The 25189-nt window shown below is 38.5% G+C and carries 19 protein-coding genes; 14 read left to right on the top strand and 5 right to left on the bottom strand.

Annotated elements, in window-relative coordinates:
• Positions 1–264: 264 nt before the first annotated feature.
• Positions 265–1266 (top strand): phosphate signaling complex PhoU family protein, encoded by a 1002-nt coding sequence (locus MSBR3_RS17395; RefSeq protein WP_155396896.1) that lies wholly within the window; start codon positions 265–267, stop codon positions 1264–1266.
• 1508 nt (positions 1267–2774) lie between these two features.
• Entirely contained in the window at positions 2775–3428 is a 654-nt protein-coding gene (locus MSBR3_RS17390; RefSeq protein ID WP_048109467.1) for an HAD family hydrolase, read from the top strand.
• Between the two features lie 131 nt (positions 3429–3559).
• Here the strand turns inward: MSBR3_RS17390 and MSBR3_RS17385 are convergent, their stop codons facing one another.
• The 3 genes from MSBR3_RS17385 to MSBR3_RS17375 form a co-directional block, all read right to left on the bottom strand.
• On the bottom strand, positions 3560–4483 hold the full coding sequence (locus MSBR3_RS17385) for a phosphotransferase (RefSeq protein WP_052723464.1): 924 nt from the start codon (positions 4481–4483) through the stop codon (positions 3560–3562).
• A 326-nt stretch (positions 4484–4809) separates the two neighbouring features.
• Positions 4810–5958, bottom strand: a complete 1149-nt coding sequence (locus MSBR3_RS17380) for a pentapeptide repeat-containing protein (protein ID WP_052723463.1) — start codon at positions 5956–5958, stop codon at positions 4810–4812.
• Positions 5959–6374: 416 nt separating this feature from the next.
• Positions 6375–7292, bottom strand: coding sequence for a phosphate ABC transporter substrate-binding protein (locus MSBR3_RS17375; RefSeq protein WP_048109465.1), 918 nt, complete (start codon positions 7290–7292; stop codon positions 6375–6377).
• Between the two features lie 998 nt (positions 7293–8290).
• Here MSBR3_RS17375 and MSBR3_RS17370 point away from each other — a divergent pair.
• The 11 genes from MSBR3_RS17370 (at position 8291) to MSBR3_RS17320 (ending at position 19553) form a co-directional block, all read left to right on the top strand.
• Positions 8291–9178 carry a presenilin family intramembrane aspartyl protease PSH gene (locus MSBR3_RS17370; protein WP_048109463.1) on the top strand — a complete coding sequence of 296 codons (888 nt, stop codon included), beginning with the start codon at positions 8291–8293 and terminating at the stop codon, positions 9176–9178.
• Between the two features lie 110 nt (positions 9179–9288).
• A complete protein-coding gene (locus MSBR3_RS17365; RefSeq protein WP_048109461.1) occupies positions 9289–10089 on the top strand; it encodes an HAD family hydrolase in 801 nt (266 codons plus the stop codon).
• Positions 10090–10535: 446 nt separating this feature from the next.
• Positions 10536–12149 (top strand): methyl coenzyme M reductase system, component A2, encoded by a 1614-nt coding sequence (gene atwA / locus MSBR3_RS17360; RefSeq protein WP_048109460.1) that lies wholly within the window; start codon positions 10536–10538, stop codon positions 12147–12149.
• Between the two features lie 39 nt (positions 12150–12188).
• The gene (gene mmp3 / locus MSBR3_RS17355; protein WP_048109458.1) at positions 12189–13745 is read left to right on the top strand and encodes a methyl-coenzyme M reductase-associated protein Mmp3; all 1557 of its coding nucleotides are present in this window, start codon (positions 12189–12191) and stop codon (positions 13743–13745) included.
• Positions 13746–14131: 386 nt separating this feature from the next.
• The gene (locus MSBR3_RS17350) at positions 14132–14575 is read left to right on the top strand and encodes a methanogenesis marker 6 protein (RefSeq protein ID WP_048109457.1); all 444 of its coding nucleotides are present in this window, start codon (positions 14132–14134) and stop codon (positions 14573–14575) included.
• Complete coding sequence (locus MSBR3_RS17345) at positions 14572–15084, top strand: methanogenesis marker 5 protein (protein WP_080942359.1); 513 nt, start codon at positions 14572–14574, stop codon at positions 15082–15084. Before MSBR3_RS17350 ends, MSBR3_RS17345 begins: the two co-directional genes overlap by 4 nt.
• Positions 15081–16328 (top strand): methanogenesis marker 15 protein, encoded by a 1248-nt coding sequence (locus MSBR3_RS17340; protein WP_048109456.1) that lies wholly within the window; start codon positions 15081–15083, stop codon positions 16326–16328. The genes MSBR3_RS17345 and MSBR3_RS17340 overlap by 4 nt, the downstream gene beginning before the upstream one ends.
• A gap of 7 nt (positions 16329–16335) precedes the next feature.
• On the top strand, positions 16336–16935 hold the full coding sequence (locus tag MSBR3_RS17335; protein WP_048109455.1) for a methanogenesis marker 17 protein: 600 nt from the start codon (positions 16336–16338) through the stop codon (positions 16933–16935).
• 1 nt (position 16936) lies between these two features.
• A complete protein-coding gene (locus tag MSBR3_RS17330) occupies positions 16937–17869 on the top strand; it encodes a methanogenesis marker 7 protein (RefSeq protein ID WP_048109454.1) in 933 nt (310 codons plus the stop codon).
• A gap of 142 nt (positions 17870–18011) precedes the next feature.
• Positions 18012–18479, top strand: coding sequence for a carboxymuconolactone decarboxylase family protein (locus MSBR3_RS17325; RefSeq protein ID WP_048109453.1), 468 nt, complete (start codon positions 18012–18014; stop codon positions 18477–18479).
• A gap of 384 nt (positions 18480–18863) precedes the next feature.
• The gene (locus MSBR3_RS17320) at positions 18864–19553 is read left to right on the top strand and encodes a matrixin family metalloprotease (RefSeq protein ID WP_048109451.1); all 690 of its coding nucleotides are present in this window, start codon (positions 18864–18866) and stop codon (positions 19551–19553) included.
• Positions 19554–19959: 406 nt separating this feature from the next.
• Here the strand turns inward: MSBR3_RS17320 and MSBR3_RS17315 are convergent, their stop codons facing one another.
• Both MSBR3_RS17315 and MSBR3_RS17310 read right to left on the bottom strand, forming a co-directional pair.
• A complete protein-coding gene (locus MSBR3_RS17315) occupies positions 19960–21660 on the bottom strand; it encodes a PGF-pre-PGF domain-containing protein (RefSeq protein WP_052723462.1) in 1701 nt (566 codons plus the stop codon).
• Between the two features lie 524 nt (positions 21661–22184).
• Positions 22185–22622, bottom strand: a complete 438-nt coding sequence (locus tag MSBR3_RS17310; protein ID WP_048109449.1) for an NUDIX hydrolase — start codon at positions 22620–22622, stop codon at positions 22185–22187.
• 386 nt (positions 22623–23008) lie between these two features.
• Between MSBR3_RS17310 and MSBR3_RS17305 the strand changes: the two genes are divergently transcribed.
• On the top strand, positions 23009–24802 hold the full coding sequence (locus MSBR3_RS17305; RefSeq protein WP_048109444.1) for an aldehyde ferredoxin oxidoreductase family protein: 1794 nt from the start codon (positions 23009–23011) through the stop codon (positions 24800–24802).
• Positions 24803–25189 lie beyond the last annotated feature (387 nt).

Below are 25189 nucleotides of genomic sequence, written 5' to 3'. Positions count from 1 at the left end.
AAAATACTCACTCCTTCCTCTTAATCTCAACTCAATGATAAATGTAATCATAAAATCACTCGATTTTCTATAACTAAATCATTTTCAGGGAAAAAGAATTAAGGACAAAATTCCTTATTTCAATAGAACATTCTGATGCTTGCAGCAGGATATGTCAGCGAAACTTTTATTCTTTTTTAGTATCTTACTTATAAGAAACCTTTATGATTACAATTGTCCATACAAATTCTTAAAGTTTATTCACCACCCCAGGGGGATCATTCTATTACTAAGGATCAACGAAAAGTTCAGTTTACCGGGAACTCTACCTATATTGTTTCTCTCCCCATAAAATGGATTCATGATACAGGGATTGAAGTCGGAGACGCGCTTACTCTTACACCCATGCCTAACAAAACCTTACATATCTCTTACAGTGCAGTCTCAACGGAACGTTCTGATCTTAAGGCTATGATAGAATATAGTCACTCAGACAGTGCAGAAAATAACTTCAGAATTCTTATTTCTAATTATCTTGCAGGTTATAACATTATAAAACTGACTTCCGTGAAAGGTTTCAGTGCTCATGACCGCAAGTTTATCAAGGACTCGGTACGTCAGAAACTGATAGGGCTTGAACTTATAGAAGAATCACGGACAGAGCTGGTCTTTCAATGCCTTCTTAATTACAGTGATCTATTCCTTAGAAGAGTAATTAAAAACATGTATGGTCTTGTACGTTCCATGCTTGAAGATTCTATGAAAGCTCTTAGAGATTACAATGTGGGAATTGCTGAAGATATTATCCAGAGAGATGATGATGTAGACCGTTTCTATTTTCTTTCTGTCCGCCAACTTAACGCTGCAATTGAAGATATCGAACTCTCTGACACAATAGGAATCCGACATCCGCAAGAATGCCTGGAGTACAGACTGATTACAAAAATAATTGAGAGAATAGGAGATCATGCAGTCAAAATAGCTGTAAATACCCAAAGAATTGATTCGGCAGTTAGCCCTGATAATCCGATTTTTAAGATGGCTGAACTTTCCATTAACGTGTTCAAGAGTTCAATCGATTCTATAGCGCAAGAAGACTTGCAGACGATAAATAAAACTGTTGAGGAAGCCAAAAGTATTTCTCAATTTGGAGTTTCTCTGGAGTCCCGGAAGTTAGGAAATACAGGTAACGTTGAAATTAGTATGATTCTGGAGAGTCTCCGGAGAATAGCCGAATATAGTGGCGATATCGCAGAAGCTTCAATGAACATGAATGTAAAGATCTAAATTTTAAGTGTTTAACTTATAAATGGAGATGTAATCCTTAATTCGTAAAATCTCTTAATTTGTATTTTTAATTTGTTATTCTATTCTTTTTTCCGATTATTGCTCTGAAATATCTCCTTTCTTCTCTAAGACGGTAATTCTTGTAGCTTATATTTGATAGAACTAAGCGGTTTAACTGAGAAACCAATAGCATTAACTGTCAACGGTCTAAAGTCCCAAGTTGTTCATAAAGCCAAGTGTGCTTGAGTTTGTATCTCAGGTGCGTGGTTCTTTATGGTAAGAAAAATTCACTTTAAAACTAATTAGTCTACTTTATTACTATATTGAATATATCCAAAAAATATATAATAAATCTATTCTATTTACGACTTAGGAGGTTTCCAGTACCTTCACCCAGATCTCTATGGGCTGTGGGAATCTCTTCCCCTGCAGCTCACAAATTTAATAAGGACAATAACTGAAGGAAATCCACTTCAGTAGCATATTTGAAAATACTATGATCTTTGTAATATTACCTGAATTATAAGATTTCTACTGGTTCTTAAATCCCTTATTTAAATTCTATTCAGATTCTATTCAGATTCTATTCAGATGAATATCAGTTTTCTATGGAGGTTTATTTATAAAAAGTTTAAAAGTTTGTCCAGAGTGTCATTCAATACTTAAAATGAGTCAAGGCAGTGAAACTCAATATTGTCCTGTATGTAGGTACTGGACAAAGATAGGTACTGTAAGGCTTGATTCAATCATGATTTACGAATGAGAAATCCGCATTGCGAGAGTCAGTTTTTCTACGTTTTGTAGTGAATATAAAACAAGTTTAAGCAAGGTTTGATAGTGGTAAATTATGCTTTACAGTAGGCATAAAAGAAAATAAGACAAAGTCAACCTGGATCTTAAGTTAAAAATTTGATGGCCATTGGTCAGTTACTGCAAATTCAAGTAGAAAGCCAACTCTCAAATCCAGGCAAAGAAGGTGAATTTACATGTCTTTGTTGGACTTAACCAACAATTTATGGACACAACCAGTACAATTTCGTTTTAAAAATATGTCAGATTGACATTCACTTAAATCTTTTAAACCTTTCTTGCTTATCTCAATTTTCGCTGAAATTTCCAAACATGGAACTTGCATAAAGTAAAATCAACGATTAGCTTCTTTATGAAACTCATAAACTCAAACAAAATCCAAAAAAGTTCCTTAACCCTGGTGAACACTTGAGAGACAAGCTCTGAATATCTGTATTTCATTATTGGGCTTTTTTATTGCTCTGGTTTCACTATATCATGAAACCAGTAGAACAAATTAAATTCCTATCTTTCTACTTTTTAGGTTGCGTATTAACAAAAGTTTACTATATAGAAATAAAAAACTATATGTAAGTAATTGTCCATAATAGAGGTATTTCCAAAATATCTATATGCTTAAAAGATAATATTAAGATTGATCAAGTATACTATAGAAAACCAGACTTCAGAATAAAGTCTAAACTAAAAGGAGAATCCCTATGCTCCAAAACGGAAAAATTAAAGGCTTAATCTTTGACTGCTACAAAACCCTCATTGACATCAAAACTGACGAAAAAAGTCGAGAGACAAATGAGAGAGTAAGCAGGTGGCTGCTTTATCAGGGAGTGCGGATAGAACCCGACAGACTCAGAGAAGAATACAGGTGGAAAATCATAGGCAAACTAGGCAATTCAGGCCAACAGCACCCGGATATCCGTATAGAAGAGATTTTCGCTGAAATTTGTGCCGAAAACGCCTTTAAAGAAATTGATCCTTATTGGCTTGGAATTGAGACCGCAAAAGTTTTCAGAACTGCGTCTATAAGAAAACTTGAAGCCTACCCTCAGAGCCTGCGTTTGCTTGACAAATACAGAGATATCCCGAAGTGCATTGTTTCCAATGCCCAGAGAGTTTTTACGGAACAGGAACTGCGTTTTCTGGGTCTCTATGATCGTTTTAATTTTACAATCATGTCTTCGGACCACCGTATAAAGAAGCCTGACACCCGACTCTTTAAGATGGCTCTTGATGGCCTCAGGCTTGAGCCATGGGAAGTTCTCTCTATCGGCGACACGCCAGAAAACGATATTTATCCGCCTAAAAGTCTCGGAATGAATGCAATGCACATCCGAGATGCCTGGAGATATGCATAATCACACTCATGATTAGTATTTCAAAAAGTCAAATGTCAGTAAATCTCTTAATTACGTATACTTCTAATTCAAACAGAATTGGACATCCATAGACAGTTCAATAAGAATACCAAGAGCCTGTGTATATGCTCTCAAATTTTTTCTATTGCTTCCAGACAGTTCTTTGCTTCTCTCAGAGGGTAATCCCTGTAGCTCGTATCAGATTTTAACATTGCAATTCTCAGCAAGCCATAAGCCATATAGAACGGAATAACTTTAGTTATTTTGTGGAATCCCTTTTCATTTTTGCTGTAACGCTTCAGAAAATGGTGAATATAAGAGTCTGCTTCCTGGCTCGATCCCTTTCGCGCAAAATAGTATTTAAGTTCAGCACAAAGTATCCCTAGATCACATGCGAAATGTCCATGTCGGGCTGCGAGATCGAAGTCCAGTAAAAATGATCTTCCTTTATGGAACACAAAGTTTACAGGAGTAGAATCGTTATGAATCATACAGCCATTTTTTGTGTCCAGGAGGGAACTGTGCCACCATTTTCCAAGCAAACGCTTATAATCTTTTTTCATACGCCGGCTAATTTTGAGGTGATTTAAAACATAATGGAATTTTGAAAATTCATTTTCTTTGTCATAATATGTCTTAGTATTTTCATGAAGCTTTCTAAGCATATCCGCTATAAGTTCTAACTTTTCTTTTAGCTCTTTCCTGTGCTTGAGGTACCAGAACAAAGTTTTTCCAGGTACATATTTACTGACCAGAACGCAATTAAAATCTTTATTTATCGCAATAGGTTCCGGGACATCAATTATTTTTCTGGCTTTCTTAAGGTCCTCATATTCTTTCTTCATCAAACCGTAACTATCGTATTTTTTGATCATTCCCGTTGGTATTGCAAAAAATTTGGCTATAATAGAGAATTTTTCCTCCTTGAATTCATACTTACAGATCCTGTGCGATGCATGGCTGAGTTTAAAAACTCGAATTTCACAATTCTTGTTATGTATTCTATCTCCAAGCACCTCTACAAGCCAGTCCCTAAAAGTATTACCTGGCTTCACTGTCCGGATGTATTCAAAAGAAGCTATGAACCCCCCTCCTTCATACTTGAGTTTCTGTGGATCTTAATCAATGAGTATCCATTAATTGTTACATTTTGAGAAACACTGAAAAAAGTAAAATTTTGTCAAAGATATCAAGTTTGATTCCTTGCCAATTATCTCTAATTTAATTTCTGCTTTTTATTACTTTCTTACTATTAATCATACAAAACTGTATAAGCAACTATGTGGCATTTAAAAGTATAAAGGTATACAGTATCAAGAACCTTCCCGGTTGTTAATGCTCATATTGTAAGGATTGTAGCAGGTTACAATACTTTTTATAATTATTTGTCTGGTTTTTCAAAGAGGGCAGGATATTTTTCTTTTAGTTTTATGAAAAGATTTTCATCTAATTTTGCATTGTAAAGGGTTTTTACATTCGAAAGCTGGTCAACTAATAAATGTTGAGCCCCCTCTAGATTTGCATCCTTAAATTTAGCTCCTTGAAGATTAGCTTTTCTGAAGTTAACCCTTTGCAGGTCAGCTCCACTAAAATTAGCTTCTCTGAGGTTAGCTCTTTGAAGGTTAGCACCCTCAAGTTTAGCTTTTATAAGATTCGCGCCATCGAGGTTAGCACCTTTAAGATTAGCTTTTTGAAGTTTGGCTCTTATAAGTTTAGCTTTTTTTAGATTGGCTCCTTGAAGGATAGCTTCTTTAAGTTTTGCCTCTTCCAGGCTAGTTTCTTCGAAATTAGCCTTTCTAAGGTTAGCTCCTTTGAGCTTGGCCTTTTCAAAGTTGGATTTTACAAGATGAGCCCCTTGGAGATTAGCTTTTCTGAGATCAGTTCTTTGAAGATTAGCTTCTTGAAGATTAGCTCCTTGAAGGCTAGCTCTCTGCAGGTTAGCTTCTTCAAGGTCAGCTCCTTGAAGGTTAGCTTCCTGAAGGTTAGCTTTCTCAAGATCAGCTTTTTTAAGGCTAGTATCTTTAAGGTTAGTTCCTTGGAGATTAGCTTTTTCAAGGTCAGTTCCTTGAAGGTCAGCTCCTTGAAGGTCAGCTCCTTGAAAATTAGCCTCTTGAAGATCAGCTTCATAAAATATAGCCCCTTGAATTTTGGCCCTTTCAAAGTTTGCTTCTACAAGGTCTGTTCTTTGGAGGTTAGCTTCTTGAAGGTTAACCTCTTGAAGGTCGGCTCCTTGAAGGTTAGCTCCTTGAAGGTTAGCTTCTTGAAGGTTAGCTCCTTGAAGGTCAGCTCCGTAAAGTGTTGCCACCTGAAGTTTAGCTCCTTGAAGATTAGCCTCTTGAAAATTAACTCCTTGAAGTTTAGTTGCTTGGAGATTAGCCTTTTCGAGGTTAGCTCCTTTAAAGTTAGCTCCCTGGAGGTTAGAGCCTATGAAATTTGCCTTTTCAAGATTAGCCTCTATAAAGTCGGCTCTCTCAAGCTCAGCCTTTATAAAATTAGCTCCTTGAAGATCTTTTTCTTCTTTATTGTCCATTTTCAACCACTCAGATCTATACTTAAGTAAACATTGTTATCTTACAGTTAATTTTATTTGGGTTAAATGAACGTAGTTAATATTATGTACTAATATTAAATGACTTTAATATGCTCAGATAGTATTTTATGCTTCTCTTGGTTCAGTTTCTAAAACAAACATAAACTCTTCGAATTTGAGAAGAAATTCAACGCTGCTAAAACCTGAAAAAAAGCTATATTTATATCTAAAGGTAGTTATTAAATCTGCTTATAAGTAAGGACTGCTCTCAAGATCTTACTTAGTAGTCAATCTGGTAAATAACTGATCTGTTATGGTCATCAATAACAAGTTATGCTAAAATATATCTTAAAAGCTGCAGGGGAAGAAAAGCCTGCAGCCTTATAGATAATTAAAGCTAAAATTTTATATAAATTTTACTTTTTTAATGGGATATACCCGACTGTACTTACAATGCTCTGCCCTTTTTCGCTCAACACAAAATCAGTAAATTCCTTTGTCAAGCCTGAAGGCTCTCCATCGGTATAGAAGTAAAGGGATCTTGAAAGCGGGTATGAACCATTAAGTATACTTTCTTCAGTTGGAGCTACAGACCCATTATCATTATTCAGGCTTAGTGCCTTTATACTGCTGTCGATGTACGCAAAACCGATATACCCTATTGCGTTGGTATTCTGGGAGACCTCAGTAACTATGCCTCCAGTAGCAGGCTGAATAAGAGCATCAGGACGGTATTCATCACCTTGCAAAACATCCTTCTGGAAGTCTTTATAAGTTCCGGAACTGCTGTCTCTTGAAATTACAGCAATTTGTGCATCCGCTCCGCCAACTTCTTTCCAGTTGCTGATGCTTCCGTTGTAGATACCACGTAGCTGGTCAAAGGTAAGGTTAGAAACAGAATTAGAAGGATTTACAATTACAGTAATGCCGTCATAGGCAATAGTAGTCTCCAAAGGATTGATTCCTTTTGCTTCAGCAGATTTAATTTCGTCATCTGTCATTTCTCTGGATGCAGTAGCAATATTTACTTCACCGTCAATGAGTGCAGCAATTCCAACCCCGGACCCTCCCCCGGTAACTGTTACGCTTTTCCCAGAGTTTTCAGCCATGAATTCTTCAGCTTCAGCCTGTGCAAGAGGCAGAACCGTATCAGAGCCTTTCAGAGTAATGCTCTGTGCTTCGGACGCAGTAGTTTTCTCTGCAGGAGTCCCTTCTGAGGAAGTTTCTTGAGTAGGAGAGGAACTTTCACTATTTTTTCCAGCACATCCCGCCAGAAACACAAACCCTATTATCAGTAATGTAAGAATTACGTAAGTTTTTAACTTATTTGCCATATTAAAGTCACTCCTTTCGATAATACCAGAGAATTTGAAAACCCCTATGTTTGGCTGGGTGTTTACAAAGAATGTATAAACATTTATTGAAATTAGAGGTTCTTCAAAATTCTCACTAGTGTTCTTCTTTTTTCCTATTCAATTGATTACTTGTACGGCGTATACAAAAATAAAAAAGTATATATTATTTATCGACATACTCTATAGTTTAGAATATTTGAAATATATCTCTAGAAACAGGTAACATAATATATATTTTCTATGGGAAAATATGGGTAAAATAAAAGTTGAGTGACATTAATAATACTTTTCTAAACTTAGTTTGTGACTCAAATTATGTGTGGGCTCTCCATTCTAAGGAGATTATCCAAGAATCTAATGCAGAACACAAATATTTTGAAAATAATATATAAATTCCTCAAATTAAAAACAAGATTTTGATAATTACTTATTTAACTATTTGACAGTTTGTAAAGACCGGGTACTAGTGATCCCCTGTGCTTTCGATGGTTAAAATAATTAAGTTAAACAGTTGATCGATAAAAACTTGATTATTGCCGCAGAAACAATAAAAGTTATATATAAGCTCTAATTTGGAGTTTACAAAATATTTTTTTAAACGGAAATGTATATTTCTAGCATTATTTATCCATTAAATTACTCACTGCTTTTCTTTATCCATATCACTATTCTTTAATAGATACAGTATAGTTTTTTATCACAAATTATTTAACTATGGTTTTACCTCGTCACTTTCTATTGTTTATGCTCATAAAAAATCAGTATCTCAGAGACGCATCTTGGAAGCACTTAGCGGAAAATCTCTATTTAATAAAATCTCTATTAAATCTCTATTTAATATGAAATTAATATTAAGAAGAAAAACAGATTCTCAGATAAAGTTATATACAAACAGTCAAGAGAACTCGAAGATGGAAATAAGTAGTATAATAAAGGAATAGAAAAGGCATACTGTTAAGAACTAAGGAGTTTAGCAATTGAGTTCTATCGAACAATCAATTAAAGATTATTTACCTATTATTTCCATGGGAGGACTAATCCTTATAGTGCAGATTCTTGCACTCTTTTTGTCAACTCCAATGGAAGTTAGTGGAATGCAGGCTTTTGAGGACCCAACCCAGGTGTCCAATTCTATATATTATATTGTAATGATCCTGGTTTTTACCCTATTTGTCCTTACGGCAATAAAGAAAAATATGAAGTGGGTAATCAGTCTCTCTATTTATTTGGCCATAATAAGCACTATTTATTATGTAGTCTTCGCCTTGTTTGCCCTCATTCCGTCACTTTCAGGATTTGAGTCCATTGCCTCAGTTGTGCTATCTATAGGAATAACAGTGCTGCTCTATAAATATCCAGAATGGTACATAGTCGACACTGTGGGAGTTTGTATTTCAGCAGGGGTAAGTGCCCTTATAGGAATTTCCCTCTCAGTTGTTCCCGTAATAGTGCTTCTGGTGCTTCTTGCAATATATGACGCTATATCGGTATACAAGACAAAGCATATGGTGGATATGGCCGAGGGGATAATGGATATGAAACTTCCAATCATGTTCGTAATTCCAAAACACCTGAAATATTCTTTCTTAAAGGAAGATTTCAAAAAGGGAGAAAAGCATGAAGCTTTTTTTATGGGACTAGGAGACGCAGTTATGCCTACCCTGCTGGTAGTCTCAGCAAATGTCTTCATGAAAAGTAACTTCTATCCAGTACTTGGCGCCATACTGGGCACGCTTATAGGGCACGCAGTTCTTTCCATCCAGGTAATGAAAGGAAAGCCGCAGGCAGGTCTTCCCTTTTTAAATTCCGGAGTAATCCTGGGGTTCTTTGCTGGTGTCCTGATATCAGGAGCCTCAGTACTGTAAAGTTATCTTTTCTTCACATATTTTCTTCATATGTTATTATTTTTATAAATTCTTACTTTGTTTTTACATTTTCGCAAAGATTTTTTTATTTAACAGCTTAATCACCTGATATGTCCAAAAGAATTGCAGTGGTCTTTGATAGCGCAGGGACTCTTCTACATATGTATAGGGTAGCAAAAGAAGCCAGTACCGGAAATATTCTTGAAAACATAGAGAGCACTGCTATTGTCGCGCAAAAGAATGGATGCGGGCTTGTAGTTCTAAACGCTGAAAGTGATATACTCCTGCGCTCAAGAAAAGATATGCCTCTGTTTGAGTTTATAAAAGAGTACAGAGTTTCAATAGGTATAAGCTGTTCAAAAGGAAACTTTACTCCGGAAATTGCGTGTGATATTATAAGAGGAACATCTCCAAAAATGGGTGACGTACATGACGTGCTGAAAGCGGTTACATCCCACTGTCCTAACGTTTTTTACCTGGCAGCAGGTCTGATAGTTGACTCTCAGGCTAGAAGTGTGCCATATATACTGAGCACAGGCGGGCATGTATTCAGTACCACATTACAAACGGTCCAGGCTCTCCATTCTATGAAAGTAGACACTTATATAGCGTCCGGAGACAGTTTATTCGCTCTCATGCAACTGGCTGAGTTCATAAATATTCCTCAGGAAAGAGTTTTTGCTTTTTCAAACACTCTTATGAAGGAAAAAGTAGTGCTCGAACTAAAACAAAGATATGAAAAAGTAATCATGGTAGGGGATGGAATTAATGACATACTGGCGTTAAGAGCAGCAGATGTAGGAGTAATGACAATACAGCAAGGTGACAAAAGACCTAAAGAACTAAGAGAAGCAGCAGACATAATAATTGACGATATTATAAAGGTTGTGGATGTGGTAAAAACGCTGTAGTCAGGATGTAAAGAGAATTATTATATAAACGAATTAATATAACACGACGGGTCAATATAATAAGACAAATCAATCTAAGACAAATCAATCTAAGACAAATCAATCTAAGACAAATCAATCTAAGACAAATCAATCTAAGACAAATCAATATAATACATCGAGTCAGTATAACAGGACGAAACTAAAGTACGGATTAAACAAATTCGGCAGATTACTTTAAATGTACTTTAAATGTTAACAGTGAAAAAATAATGCGTTATGTTTATGTAATCTTTACTCTTATGTAGTTGTTGCCCAAATGTGTGAAATTCGTTAAGCGTATGAAATTTGTTATTTATGCTATTATATTATCATTTATAGTAATTGCTTTTCACTCTTGAGCGATATGCCCAGGCAGGCAAGAGCCACCAGAAATTATTGCAGCTCATAATTGCGGAGGAAAATCCATGCCAGTATTTATTGAAGTCAAAAATCTAACCGTAGATTTCGACGGTCATAAAGCCCTAAAAAATGTAAGCTTAAATATCAATGAAGGGGAAATCGTAGGAATTCTGGGAAAAAGCGGTTCCGGAAAAACGATCCTGATGCATGTACTGCGCGGCACAGAGTCTTTTGAGAATATTTCAGGTGAAGTAATTTATCATCTATCCCGTTGTCCGAAATGTGGATACATAGAGCGCCCCAGTAAAATAGGACAGAGGTGCCCGGTCTGCGGGGAAACACTGGATGCTTTCGAAGCTGATTTTGTAAAACTTTCTCTTTATGACCCGATAAGGAAAGATCTTACAAAGCGCATAGCTATCATGCTTCAGCGGACCTTTGCTCTTTATGGAGACGAAAGGGTTCTTGTAAATGTCATGAACTCTCTGAATGAAATAGGATATACTGGGAAAGACTCCATGAGAAAAGCAGTCGAACTGCTGGAAGAAGTTAATCTAAGTCACCGCATGATGCATGTTGCAAGAGAACTTTCAGGTGGAGAAAAACAGAGGGTTGTGCTTGCAAGGCAGCTTGTGAGGAGTCCTCTGCTCCTGTTAGCCGACGAGCCAACAGGTACCCTCGATCCCATGACTGCAAAACTGGTTCATGACGCTATGATCAGGGCAGTTAAGAATTATAATATGAGTATGGTCCTGACTTCACACTGGCCTGAAGTTATTGAACAGCTGGCAAACAAAGCCATCCTGCTTGAAAACGGAGAGGTAGTCATGGAAGGGGATCCACTTGAGGCTTCTGCAATCTTTATGCAAAGTGTATCCATTGTGAGGCAGGAAAAGAATGTCATGGTCGGGGAGCCCATAATCAGGGTAAGAGACCTTTCAAAGCGTTATATTTCAGTTGATCGAGGCGTGGTAAGAGCTGTAGATGGCATCTCTTTTGATGTAAAAGAAGGAGAAATCTTCGGGTTAGTCGGAGTGAGCGGAGCAGGCAAGACTACAACCTCAAAAATTCTAATGGGTATATTACCCCCAACATCCGGAGAGGTTGAGGTCCGCGTGGGAGACGAATGGGTTGACATGACAAAGCTAGGAGTGGAAAATAAAGGAAGAGCAACCAAATATATGGGGTTCCTGCACCAGGAATACGGCCTTTACACTCATAGCTCAGTAATAGATAACCTTACAGAATCTATTAGCCTTGATCTGCCTTTTGAACTCGGGGTCAGAAAAGCCGTAATTACTCTCAAAGCTGCAGGCTTTGATGAGAATAAGGCAAAAGCTATTTTACCCAAAATGACTGATGAACTGAGTGAAGGGGAGAGGCACAGGATTGCACTTGCACAGGTTCTGATCAAGGAACCAAGAATTGTCATTATGGATGAACCTACAGGGACTATGGATCCGATAACAAAAGTATCGGTAACTAACTCCATCCTTAAGGCCAGAGAAGATATAGGAGAAACATTTGTTGTAGTTTCTCACGATATCGATTTCGTAAACGAGATATGTGACCGTGTCGCACTTATGCGTAACGGGAAAATTGTTGACATCGGTGAGCCGAAGAATATATTATCTCAACTCACTGAAGATGAAAGGGTCCAGGCTGCAGAAGAAATATAAATATGCTGCCACCTCTTAGTATGGAAAATACTAAATGAGGTGCAGATTACGAGTAATGAGATCAGCGTAGAGGTGAACGGGCAACAATATACCTTACCTGCAGGCTCTACCCTTGGAGATGCCCTTAAAATTTCCAGAGCCCCATATATAGCCGGTACAGCGGTAGGAATTCTTAAAGAGGCCGCTAAAGAAAAGACAAAAGCAGTCACTGAATACGCTATCAGTACTCCCAGAGGAGAACTCAGGATTGAAATAAAAAATCCTGAATCATCTTCTGGAAAATTATGGGCTGAGCATTTTAAAGATTACGAAGGGAAATCAGTTCACTGGGCAAGTTCTGAAGCTCTGGCTTTTGGACCATTTGAAGCCGAAATTAAGCCTTCACGTGAAACCGGAAGCTTTGAAGCGTTTGAGGTGCTGTTTGGAGCAGGAGGTTTTGATCCTCATAATACTCATCTTATTTTTTCACTTAGGAGACATACTGCAGAATATGGGACTCCTGAAGATAGATCCTTTGCAGAAGTTATAGCCGGAAGAAATATTTTGTTCAGGCTTTCAAGAGAGGATACAATTCTTGGGATTGAACCAATTATAGAATGGGAACAAATCTCAGAAAAGACCTGCACAACTGATCTTTCTATTCTTCTTGAAGACGGTAACAGCATATTTACTTATTTTGAGGTCGAACTTTCCCGGAATGCTCCAAGAGGGGCAGAAAATTTCTATGCCCTTACACGTGAGGGAACTCTCCATGTAGATACTACTACCAGTTCCTTCATTTCAGATGATGACCTAAAAGGAGAGCCCGTTCCTTACGAAAATTTCGAGCCAAGACGAGAAGGTGCAATTTCTGTTCGAACAGTCGGATATGGATTAGGTAGAACATATATCTCCAGAGAGGATCGTCCTTCAAGCCTTGTGCATTCGGTTGTAGGGCATGTAACAAAGGGCATTGAACTTATCAAGTTAGCAGAAGAAGGACAGAAACTCTCGATTGAAAGCATTCCTCCTCAAATAGTTCTTCTGGGACATAGCTTTGGAGAAGTAGAGGCCGTACTTTCTTCTATAGGTGTTGAACTAATAAAAGAAGGGTACACTGGGGAAGATGCAATAATAGTCAGACAGGATCCGCCAACAACCCTTGAGATTCTTGGAGATGCAAAGGTAACTGCATATGCGGTATCCAGAGAAAAATTGGTTGAAATCGAGTTTTACCCTGAAAAGGCTCCGAAGTCGGTAGACTTTTTCCGCCATGCTCTTGAACTTAAGACAAAAACTGTGGGGAAACTTCCTGTTTATATGATATATGACGATACTTACCTTTTTAAGACCGAAAAGGAAGTAGTGAAGTATAAAGAAATCCTTCCAGAAAATACTCCTACGAACAAAGTACTCGGAGGAGAAATAGGTATCACTAATCAGGCAGCAAAGAGAATGGGAACTATAGGTGTGAGACTTGAGGACGATGAGCTTTTTGGTCCCACCGGAGAAAGATTCGCTTCAACTAACATTGTCGGCCGAATAATAAATCCTGAAAAGCTCCTCGGTGTCAAAGAAGGAGAGGCGATATACGTAACTGAAATTGTACGCAAGTAAGTAAAAATTATAAACAAAAAACAGTTAGATAACTGCTAAGATATGCATAATATTTATAATATATAAAAGAAGTAATATGCGTGAGCACAGTAGTAAGTAAGTGGTCTTATAGTACCCGGCTAATAAATAACTCAAGCTGAAAATCGGCTTGTTAGTTCAGGTTAAAGCCTTGATAATAAACCTGTTAAATATCAGGTAAAGCCTTGATAACAAACCTGCTAATATCAGGTTAAAACCTTGATAACAAACCTGTTAATATCATAAAGCCTTGATAACAAAGAAGTCAGCTCATTATAACGTGGCCGCTTTAATGAATCCAGATGTTTAAGCGGGTTCACATTAATTTATCGAAAGTGAAGTCTCCCGAGGCTAAGGAGAGACAAAAGATGACGGAAACGAAAAAAGAAGAGATTACAAAATATATTGTAATCAGTTCGGATAAAGTGCTGCCTTCAGATGCAGCTATGAAGATCTACGAGTCAGAATTTCCGGTTACGGTAAAGGAGACGTGTTTCGGACTTATCGTATCAGGAGCCAGAGACGATGTTGAGACTCTGGTTGAACAAATCCGGCAACTGGATAAAAATCATATTTTTGTGAAGGATAGGGGATTTCCCCCAGGAGATGAGAGGCGCTGCCGCGCAAGTAGGGGAGGAGGCCCGCGGCCTGGATTCCATTTTTTGAGGGAAGAAGTGGAGATGCTTCCTGCTATAGGGGCTGCACTTGATGAACTTGAGGCAAAGGAATGTATGACAGAAAAACGCAAAGCAAAATGCAGGCTTAAAACTTCGGACCTGGAAAAAGTTATTGAAGAGGAGCTTGCGAGGTGAGTTTTTTGGCGAAGGTTTTCATTTATCCTATAAATAGTCTTATTCTAGCTGACCTTGTTGAACGTTTTGGGCACAAACCCCTTACTATGATGAGCCAGATTCGAGAAAAAGTCACAAGTCTCAGCCTGGATTCTCCTCCTATAAACATTACTCCTGAAGACCCTAAACTGGGTCTTAAATATGCCGCAATTGAAGTGCCGGCTGGAGTAAGGGGAAGAATGTCGCTGATAGGTCCTCTTATAGAACAGACAGAAGCTGCAATTATAGTTGAAAATCCACCCACGGACTTTGGCTGTGTGGGCTGTAACCGCACAAATGAGCTGACGAAGTATCTGATTCGTTCAAAAGGTGTCCCTGTACTTGAGGTAAAGTACCCTGAATCTGACGAGGAAGCCCGCGATTTTGTAAACAAAATCGTAGCATTTCTGGAAACGCTGCCTAAAGAGAAATCTGAGGAAGATGAAAAGGCGAAAGAGAAAGAACCGGCAGAAAAGGAGGGCAAAAAATGAGTGGTGAAGATCCTGGACTTGTCAAGATTGCACTGGTATCCTGTGGCTCTGAGTATGCTGGAGTTCAGCCCGAGTTTGAAGAAGCCGCAGCCAAAGTAAATGCAAAATTTATCTATCCTGAAATTGATGTTGCGTCCATAGATACTATAGGTAGAGATTTCGGGCTTGAGGTTGCTAGTGGAGACCTGAGACTTATGATGGCCCGGGCAAAAGCTGTTGTTGAAGGTACAACAAATGCGGATGGAGTTTTTATTACCACCTGTTTCCGCTGTGCCGAAGGAGCTATTGTACGAAATGAGGTCAGAAGATATATCCATGAACACTCCAACATTCCGGTAATCAGTTATTCTTTTACCGAAAGCACCAGTGCAGGCACACTTCTCACTCGCTTGGAAGCTCTTACTACAATTGTCAGGCGCAAGCACCTTCTTACAAGAGAAGTTCAAACCGGGCTGACCGCAGGAATAGATTCCGGCTCAACAACCACAAAAGCCGTGGTAATGAGAAACAACAAAATAATAGGCAAGGGCTGGGTTCCCACAACGAAAGTCCTTGAAAGCGCCGAAGAAGCATACTCACAGGCTCTAAAAGAAGCCGGGGTCTCTAAGGAAGAAATTCAGGCTCTCGGTACTACAGGATACGGTCGTTTCCTTATTGGTAACAGTCTTAAAGCCCAGCTTATCCAGGAAGAAATAACTGTCAACTCAAAAGGAGCCGTTTATCTTGCTAACAAGCAAAAAGGCAGTGCAACAGTTATTGACATAGGCGGTATGGACAACAAAGCAATCTCGGTTCAGGACGGTATTCCGGGAATGTTTACAATGGGTGGTATTTGCGCAGGTGCTTCAGGACGTTTCTTTGAAATGATCTCAAAACGTCTTGGTGTAGATATTACCGAGCTGGGAGCTCTGGCAGTCAAAGGGATGCATGAAAATGTATCCATGAACAGCTACTGCATAGTTTTTGGAACTCAATCCCTTGTAAATTCCCTTGCAAAGGGAGCTACTCCTGAAGATGTAGCTGCTGCAGCCTGTTATAGTGTGGTAGAACAGATATACGAGCAGCAGTTGCAGGAAGTAGATGTTAAAGAACCTCTGATTCTTGTGGGTGGGTCTTCACTTATTGCAGGAGTCCCAAAAGCTCTTGAAGATCTTCTCAAAATCAAGGTCCTTGTGCCAGAGAACTCACACCTTATAGGGGCAGTAGGAGCAGCTTTGCTTGCTTCTGGCTTTGTGGAGGAGTGAGGAAAAAATGGATTCTCTTGAGGTCTTTGATGTCGAGTCCGCAATTGCTTCGGAGCAAGAATTTTACAGAAAGATTATAGAGGACAACCTTTCAAATCTCAAGCTTGCACCGGCGATAGGGAGAATAAAGGTGATTTTAAGACCTGAAGATTCCCTTTTTCAAATGGCAATTATCCTGAGGGATGTGGGCACTAAAGTTACAACAACCGATATTGCCGATATGGAAGCAAAACCGGTTGCTGGCGAAATAATGATTTCTATAAAAAAAGAACAGTACATTCCGGAACTTCTGGGGAAACTCTGGGAGCGCTACGGGAGAGCTAACATCAGCCAACCAGACCGCTGGACTGTGACCATAAGTACGGATAAGCCAGATCAAGAAGCAGCTTTTCTTAAAGATATGATGGTTGCAGATCCCCGGCACAGGCTTCACGAAAACCTTGTTGATTTTGCAATCCGTGTCACTCCAGAGGGTTTCAGGGTTCGGTATCACCTGTATAAAGGTAACCAGTTTGTTTTTGTGGCATCCGAGGAAGCACTAAAACGTGAATGGATCAAAGAGACGGAAGCGATGCTCGAGGAACTCATGAAAGGAGGGAAAAAATAAGATGGCAGTATTCCGACCCTATCTTTATACCGGTGGTGTCCACAAGCATGGACTTTTAATTGAGCTGCTGGAAGACCTTGGAGGTTACATAATCCAAAAAGTAGTTACGGGGACTGAAGTCAATCTTATTATGCTTGTTCCGGAAAAAGACATCCCGATAGTAAAAAAACAAGCTGATGATCTACTTGGAATGATGATAGAAGCTCCACTAACCGGAGTCGAGATTGCAGTTGTTTCGCCGACCCTTGCTTCTCACCACCTTCCACATTCAGCTTGTGATGTAGCAGAATATCTCCGTCATCCCGGAGCTAATACAAACATGATAGGACTTGCAAGAGGAATGGGGCGCAGGGTGTCTCTGTCTATGGACTACGAAAGGAAGCTTATCAATGAACACGATATTGCAGTTTTCACATTCGGATCTTTTAGCGACTGTATTATAAACAAGAAGCCAAAGCTTTTTGAAGGCATAGAAATCCCTATTGTGGTTACAGGTGGACCTGAATTAAAAACTGAGGAAGTCCACGGAGCAGACCTTTACGTTGGAAATATCGGAAGAACATCTCACAGGTTAAGGAAAGCTGAGGAGGTTAGTGCCCTTGATATACTCAACGAGGGAGTTGGAAAGATCGCTGACAATATCCGTAAACAGCAGGCAAAAGACCCACTCGCAGTGCTTCCTGCCAGAGTAATGAATGAGATAGAAAATCAGGTTCCGGAAATCCGAACTGTACTTTCTCCTGCTCCACTTACCCTCCAGCTTAATGGAGTCAGGGTCAAACTTTCATATGATGAATTCCATGAAAAAATTGAAAACCTGGAGTTTGATGAAGGAGTTACCCTTTCCGAGCTTGCGGATATTTCAAAATCAAAAATGAAAAATTATATATTGATAAAAATCAAATCTAAGTCTGACGTTGGTTTTGCAATTTGACCCGGGTTCTGTTGCATTAAGAGTTATTTGCTTTACATTTTACTGGGTTCGTGTTTCTCACTTATCCTTTAGGTTGTAAAGCTTGAAACAGAAAACGGCGTCGGAATCCTTTTTCCACGTTAATCTATGCTGGTGGTTTCGTATGGAACTTGAGGATATTGTGGAAATTCTGAAAAAGGACCCTGAGAAAGCTGTTCCTGAACTCCTTGAAGATGTCCGGAATCAGTATGGTGAAGTCCCCTACATAATGAACTTCATGAAAGATCTTCCAGAGATTTTCATTCCAAAAACACTTTATGAGAACTCCATAATGAGGGGATTCAAGAACCTAGACCCAGAGACAGTCGAACTTATTGCGATAGGTGTAGCTTCTGCCCTTCGTTGCGAGCATTGCCTGAAAATGCATATTAGAGTCGCAAAACGGAAAGGAATTAACAAAGAAAAAATATTTTATGCAATTATGATAGGAGCATCTATATCCAATGCCGCAGTACTGGCTGAAAGTACAAGAGCGCTTGCATCCGAGTTTCCGGATGACGAAAATGAAGAAGAATGCTGTTGTGACTCGAACTGTGAGATATGTAATATCTCCAAGGCCACTCTTAAGTAAATAGATAGATTCTGGATTTTAAGTAACAGATTCTGGATTGATTCAATTATATATTCATTATAAAAACTAACTCCCAGGAGTTCACTATATAAATTCGCCTTTGCGATCTTATAAATCCAGTTCACTAGGATTTCATTTAATTTTGAAAAACTTGTTCTCTGACAAAACTTGACAAAAAGCTAGTCTCTGTAAGTTCTTCCGTTAATAACCGTCCACAGATATAGATCCGTCTTTTTGCCCGGATTTTATGTGAATATATGTGACTAGTTGAAATATGTGTGAGATATTCAGGACGTATACGGGAGATCGATAGTTTTACGTCGGGTTTTTAAGGTTAATAATATTTTTATCATGGTAGATTGATTTATATTAAGTCGAGACCATATGTACAGAGTTAGATTCTATTTGCTGTTACTGACGGCACTTGTCTTACTGACCGTCTCAGTTGCATCTGAAGCAAATCCGGAAAGGATTATGGACTATCCATGGGACCACTCTCCTATTACCGTATATATTGATGACAGCGACGTTCCAGAACACTACAGCCCTACCACCTATTACGCACAAATAGAAAAGGCTATGGAATACTGGGAGGAAGGAGGAAACGGAAACCTTAAGTTTACGCCTGTTTTCAAACTTGTGGATTCGAAAGAAGCTGATATCAGGATAAGATGGGTAGAGAATCTGGAGAATGTCGAAGGAGCTCCTCCAGGCGTTGCCGGCTATGCAAGCCCCAGAGTATCTAATGGTCGATTTGTAAGAGTCGACATAGTGCTTGAGGTAGGAAACTTTCAGGGAAAGTCCTGGCGCCAGTATGGTGATGAGACAATGCTTTCTATTGCAAAACATGAATTCGGGCACGCCCTGGGCCTGGGTCACAGCAGCAATAGAAGGGATATCATGTACCCTGAACACGAGCAAAGAGAAGAGATAAATCCTCTCCTCCTGAGCAAGTACAGGCCTGTACTGAATATTGCAGCGCTTGTAGCTTTTGCAGTTCTTCTGTACTTTGGGATAAGCTGGCAGCGCAGCAGGAAAAAAAGGAAAAAACTTGAGGATAAATATTTCAAGTAAAAATTTATATGTACCTCAGAGTGAATCCAATTTAAGATTTTTATCCGAAAAATCAAAATCTGTTCCAGGATAACTTATAAAAAATATTCCTCTATTACTAAATATTCCTATATTAATATTGCAATACTACTTTTTGGTTATCCATATTTTCTAAGTCTATTTCGACTAATTGATATATAGTTACAGTAGTTACGAGTATTTACGGCCGAATATTTACGGTTTCGAATCATATTTGGCTCCCAAAAGAACGAATAGTTGTTATTACCCTCGCAACTAAAAATGTAATTATAAAAAACTTAGATGAGGTTATTGAATTCTCATCATAAAACTTAGATGAGGGTTTAAGTCCTCATCATAAAACTTATATTAGGATGTTGACTCATCATACATTTTTTACTATCTGTTCTTACTTTCTTTTATACAAAATCACAGCAAACAAGCTAACGATTCCAATAACTGATTCAAAACCTGGAGATTTTTTGCTTTCGTTTTCAGAAGTACTTGGATTTTGTGTCTGTTCAACGTTTGTTGCATTACTTACATTGTTTTCAAGACTACTATTAGATTCAGATTGAGTTTCAGATTTTGTTTCATTCAGAGTTGAACTTGGTGCTGTCTTGCCAGTTATTGCAAATGGAGAGGATAATTCCGAGGTTTCAGCTGTGAAATACAGGTACTTATCGTCTTCTCCTACGAGAGTGGTTTGTAAAGAATTCCATTTTGAATCACTGTATCCATTAAAGGTAATAGAAGACTTGTCTATATTTTTGTCTTGAACCCAGGATTTTTCAACCTTGAAATATACTTTTGCATTTTCAATATTATCGAGAGTTGCAAATCCACTGTTTCCTACCCAAATGTTTACAAATTTATACACTTCATCCGAAGGCGGTTCTGAAACTAGAGTGGACTGATTTATTAGCATCTCAACTACAGTTGTAGTTTTTCCAACAGTCTTTTTAGAATCAAAACTTATATTAATTACAGGAGTGGCATTTTGTGGGAAATCGAAATTTACAGAGTTTCCGTATGTAATAGAAGTTTGTGAAAGTTCTTTAGCTTCTACATTACTTTGAGGCTCGGGCGAACCCCCAACACCTCCACTGCTACTACCACTACCGCTACTACTGCTATGACTGTTACTATCACTGTTACTATCACTGCTACTGCTACCACTGCTTCCATCACTTGAGTCGCTCATTTCTTCCACATATATTGTTTTGTTTGACAAGCTTGTTCCGTTTTCATTGTTTGCTGTAAGATTGACAGTATAGTTTCCTGCTGTTGAATAGGGATGTTCTGGATTCTGCTCGGTTGAATTAGTTCCGTCTCCAAAGTCCCAGCTCCATTCACTTGCATTTTGTGAGGTGTCTGCAAATTGGACATCGAGACCATTGGAATTATCGGCGTCAAAGCCTGCTTCAGGAAGAACTTTCTGCTGTCCCAGAACGGTTATTTCTTGAGCTGTTGCATCCCAACCTCTTCCATTGCTCACTTCTAAAACAACTCTATAAGTTCCGGGATAATTGAAAGTATATGTTGGATTCTTTTCTTTTGAAGTATTTGTCAGTCCAAAATACCATAAAGCTGTGGTTGCATCTTTACTTTCGTCAGTAAATGTTACATTCAACGGTGCATATCCAGAAGTGGAGGATGCAGAGAAATTAGCAGTTGGTAGGCCTGTAGTATTTTTATTTCCCACTACATAATCTATCTTTTTAAGGGTATCACTTCCATGAGGTCCAACTACAATCAAAGTAACGTTGAAAACTCCATAAGCTTTAGCTCTTCCAAATCTATGAGAAGTGGTTACCAAGTTTCCTTTTCCGCTGCTGTAAGACCAATGATTAATTTGCGGATTATAAAATTCCCATTTCCAACTGGTAACTTTACCGGTCACGTTAGCAGTTAATCTTGAATCAAAAGGAACAGTCTCTTTAAGGATGTTACAAGTAAAATCATTAATTGTAAGATTACTTGTAGCTGTGACGTTGTCTGTAGCTGTGACATTGTCTGCAGCTGAAACCACCCCAATTGATGGTATAATAGCTAAAATTACTTGCAAGAATAGCATAACTAATACTATAGATGAAAAAGATTTTTTCATGTAAATCCTCCTTAGGACAAATCAAATGAATATAACTCTACATTCTTCAGTTTAGTCGAGTAAGTCCTAGTTATTTTCACTCTGTTAACAAGATAATGACCAGAAAATTTGTTCTTAGATATAAGCTTTTTTTTTCGAATAAAATTATTCAACTAGTGAAGGTCTAAAAGAAGTTCATTTAATCCGCAATTTCTTGAAATCATCCCAAATAAAGTAATAAACAAGAAAATAGTTCTTGAAGGATGTAATTACGACTATATCATGTTTTTTAAAATAAATAAAAAGTTTTTAATTAGAAGCTAATAAATGATCTTAATGTGAGTTATTAATTTTTCTTTCGAGTTTTTACTTAAAGAGCTGAATTCCAAAACTCAAAATACATTTTTTTGAAGCTTCTTTTTAAAATCGTCAATTGAGCTTCTGCTAGGAAAACATCTCTCTAATTTTTTATAAATTATACGAATAAAGATAGAAGTAAAAGTTAATTTGGAACAGGCTCAGCAGGTATCACTTTCAGGATATGCTTAAATAGGCATCTCTGGAGGCTCTTTATTTTCTGCAGCGAATCTTTTAAAAAACTCTTTAAAATGCTCGGGAAGAGTATCAAGTTCCAGAATGCTATCAAGGGAAGTCCATGCATGTTCAATATGTTCGTCGCTCAACTTTACATCAGCAATGAGATATCCCCCGTCATATACTATGGCAATTACCTTTTTGTCCGGAAGCTCAAAGGTAGCATATCCTGCAATTTCTCCGGGAACAATTGAAATCCCTGTTTCCTCCCAGACCTCTCTAACAACTGCTTCTTCAAGAGGTTCTCCACGGATCAGCTTTCCCCCTGGAAGGTCCCATTTTCCCGGATTACTGTGAGAGTTTTCCGACCGTCTGAGAAGCAGGAACTCGCCTTTCTCGTTCCGTAGAACGGCATAAATAGAAACGATGTAAGGTTTCTCCAAATTCATATAGTAATATGTGAGACTTCTTTGTCTTAAAGGCTGGCTTTTTTAATATCTTCAAAACATAACTATTCTTAAAAGTGTCTTTCTTTAATGGATTCTTACTTTCAGTTTCGAGTTTTTAACTTTAATATGGTTAAGGTTTTTAAGGTTTATATTTTATCATCGAAATGTTCTGGATACTCAGTTGATTTGTTTCAATACGGTTATATTCTCTGAGCAAATCTTCCAAACTGTAAAATCTTAAAATAATCCATATAAGTTTTCTTCCTTATAGTATTCGTTTCAAAAAAAGGAATATCAACTTAAATAAGGTATAGTAAAGAGAATATAAAGACAGGACTGACAACTCGGATCAGAGCAGAAAAGCAGGCAGAAAAGAAGGACTCAAAATGACTCCCTGGACAGGAAAAATAGTATATGTAAACCTTGACACTGAATCAGTTAATATTGTCGAAACTGATGAAAAGTTGATTCTCAAATATCTTGGAGGTAGAGGACTTGGAGTAAAACTTCTTTCTGAGCTGACAGACCCCTCTATTGATCCTTTTAGCCCTATTAATCCTCTCATTTTTACTTCAGGCCCGCTTTCAGGCATTGCTCCGATGGCTTCAGGAGCTGTTCTCACATCGAAATCGCCTTTAACAGGCACAATATTTAGCTGGAATATGACCGGGGACTTCGGGAGGGAACTCAAGAAAGCTGAAATTGATGCTCTGGTAGTTACCGGAAAGGCAAATAGGCCTTCCTATGTAGAAATCAAGGACGGAAACGTTGAAGTTGTGCCTGCAAAACAACTCTGGGAAAAGAATGTCAAGGCCTGTACTGAAGCTCTTGAAAATAAAGGCAGTGTGGCCTGTATTGGTAGGGCAGGAGAAAAACAGGTTCTTATTTCCTCTTTTGTAATCGATTCCATCCACATCGGAAGAGGGGGTCTGGGTGCGATTGCCGGCTCAAAAATGCTCAAAGCCGTGGTTGTGAAAGGAGAAAAAGAACTTTTACCTTCCGATCCTGAGGAATTCCGGAAACTTGAGACAAGAGTTTTGAAACTTTTTGATGCAAGTCCCATGCTCTCTAAAGGACTCGCAAATTACGGAACTTCTGCACTTGTGAAATTGCTAGACTATATGAACCTCATCCCCAGCAGGAACTTTACTGGAAAGAAAGTTCCCTTTGCAGATGCGCTTTCAGGAGAATCTATCAAATCTACTTTCGAGCTTGAAAATAAGAGCTGCTCTGGCTGTCCTCTGGGCTGTAAGAAAAGAATTAAAGGAGCAGGGCAGATGTTTAAAGAGATAGGACAGTTTTTTCCTGAAGGACAGTTTTTGTCTGAAGGACAGTTTTCGCTTGAAGGACAAATTTTGCCTGATTATGACTCTCTGTGGGCCTTCGGTTTTAATCTTGAGAATCCTGATCTGAACTCCGTACTTATGGCTGACAGGATATGCAAGGATTACGGGCTTGACCCGATCTCGGCAGGTTCCGCGCTAGGGGCGTGTGCAGAATTCAAAGAAGAAATAATCGAAGCTAATGAAATGAAATCTATGCTCTTTAAAATCGGGGAAGGAAGCAAATTAGGAAATGGAACCAGAAGGTACTTGTCAGGTCTTGGGAGAGAAGACTTGAGCATGGATGTGAAAGGGCTAGAACTAGGAGGTTTTGATCCTCGAGGGATAAAGGGGCAGGCCCTGGCTTATGCTACTTCCAGCCATGGGGGAGACTATCTGACTGCTTTCATGGTCGGGCCTGAGGTACTTGGAAAGCCTGTAAGTCTTAACCGTCTGAGCCTCAAAGGAAAAGCAGGTATCCTCCAGGTATTTGAGAACCTGACTGCAGTTCTGGACTCCTTTGTGTTCTGCCCTTACTCAGGTTTTGCCCTAGGTGAAGAGCTAGGTTCCGCTCTCCTACTTTCGGGTGCAGGTATGGAGATTTCGCCTGCTGAGCTCCTGAGAATTGGAGAAAGAATCTATAATCTGGAGAGAATGTATAACTTTAAAGCAGGGTTTACCCGAAAAGATGATACCCTTCCTGAAAGATTATTTGAAAACAATGGAGAGAACGAAGGGTACGGAATTCCCAGGCAGGAGTTTGAAGCTGCACTTCGGGAATATTATCATTACCGAGGATGGAATGAAGAAGGAGTGCCCAGGCCGGAGAAGTTAAAGGAGCTTGGAATTAATTTTTAATATGAAAAAACGGAAAGGTAGTGTGTTTGACATAATAACTGCAGATCGAATCATGAAATAATCTTAAAAATAAAAAGGAACTACTTTCAGTGATTTTTACTCTTCCGCATACTCTAAAAAGCAATAAATGTTATAAGGTAAAGAATTTTTCTCTTTGAAGTCCAATGTTTCCTTTAATTCAGTATTCCTTTAATCTGGATTTTTCGGAAATTTCATGCAGTTTTCCACGAAATTCAGTCAAAAGACGAAAAATCTCGCACAAGCGTTATATAGTCATGGATAATTAATCGTATTAGTTCTCGATCTGTAGATTGGCTCTGCAGGCATCCTAAGCTCGGAATACTTTCCAGTTTTTCTATCCAGGCCTTAAGTAATGTATGGATAAAA

The organism is Methanosarcina barkeri 3 (assembly GCF_000970305.1).
Classification (GTDB): Archaea; Halobacteriota; Methanosarcinia; order Methanosarcinales; family Methanosarcinaceae; genus Methanosarcina; species Methanosarcina barkeri_A.
This window is presented reverse-complemented; position numbering and strand designations above follow the sequence as displayed.

Excerpts from the sequence above, each read along its gene's own strand:
- MSBR3_RS17350 (WP_048109457.1), top strand. The coding sequence starts at position 14,132 with ATGACGGAAACGAAAAAAGAAGAGATTACAAAATATATTGTAATCAGT.
- MSBR3_RS17320 (WP_048109451.1), top strand. The coding sequence starts at position 18,864 with ATGTACAGAGTTAGATTCTATTTGCTGTTACTGACGGCACTTGTCTTA.
- atwA (WP_048109460.1), top strand. The coding sequence starts at position 10,536 with ATGCCAGTATTTATTGAAGTCAAAAATCTAACCGTAGATTTCGACGGT.
- MSBR3_RS17365 (WP_048109461.1), top strand. The coding sequence starts at position 9,289 with ATGTCCAAAAGAATTGCAGTGGTCTTTGATAGCGCAGGGACTCTTCTA.
- MSBR3_RS17340 (WP_048109456.1), top strand. The coding sequence starts at position 15,081 with ATGAGTGGTGAAGATCCTGGACTTGTCAAGATTGCACTGGTATCCTGT.
- MSBR3_RS17335 (WP_048109455.1), top strand. The coding sequence starts at position 16,336 with ATGGATTCTCTTGAGGTCTTTGATGTCGAGTCCGCAATTGCTTCGGAG.
- MSBR3_RS17305 (WP_048109444.1), top strand. The coding sequence starts at position 23,009 with ATGACTCCCTGGACAGGAAAAATAGTATATGTAAACCTTGACACTGAA.
- MSBR3_RS17315 (WP_052723462.1), bottom strand. The coding sequence starts at position 21,660 with ATGAAAAAATCTTTTTCATCTATAGTATTAGTTATGCTATTCTTGCAA.
- MSBR3_RS17330 (WP_048109454.1), top strand. The coding sequence starts at position 16,937 with ATGGCAGTATTCCGACCCTATCTTTATACCGGTGGTGTCCACAAGCAT.
- MSBR3_RS17375 (WP_048109465.1), bottom strand. The coding sequence starts at position 7,292 with ATGGCAAATAAGTTAAAAACTTACGTAATTCTTACATTACTGATAATA.
- MSBR3_RS17380 (WP_052723463.1), bottom strand. The coding sequence starts at position 5,958 with ATGGACAATAAAGAAGAAAAAGATCTTCAAGGAGCTAATTTTATAAAG.
- MSBR3_RS17390 (WP_048109467.1), top strand. The coding sequence starts at position 2,775 with ATGCTCCAAAACGGAAAAATTAAAGGCTTAATCTTTGACTGCTACAAA.
- MSBR3_RS17325 (WP_048109453.1), top strand. The coding sequence starts at position 18,012 with ATGGAACTTGAGGATATTGTGGAAATTCTGAAAAAGGACCCTGAGAAA.
- MSBR3_RS17310 (WP_048109449.1), bottom strand. The coding sequence starts at position 22,622 with ATGAATTTGGAGAAACCTTACATCGTTTCTATTTATGCCGTTCTACGG.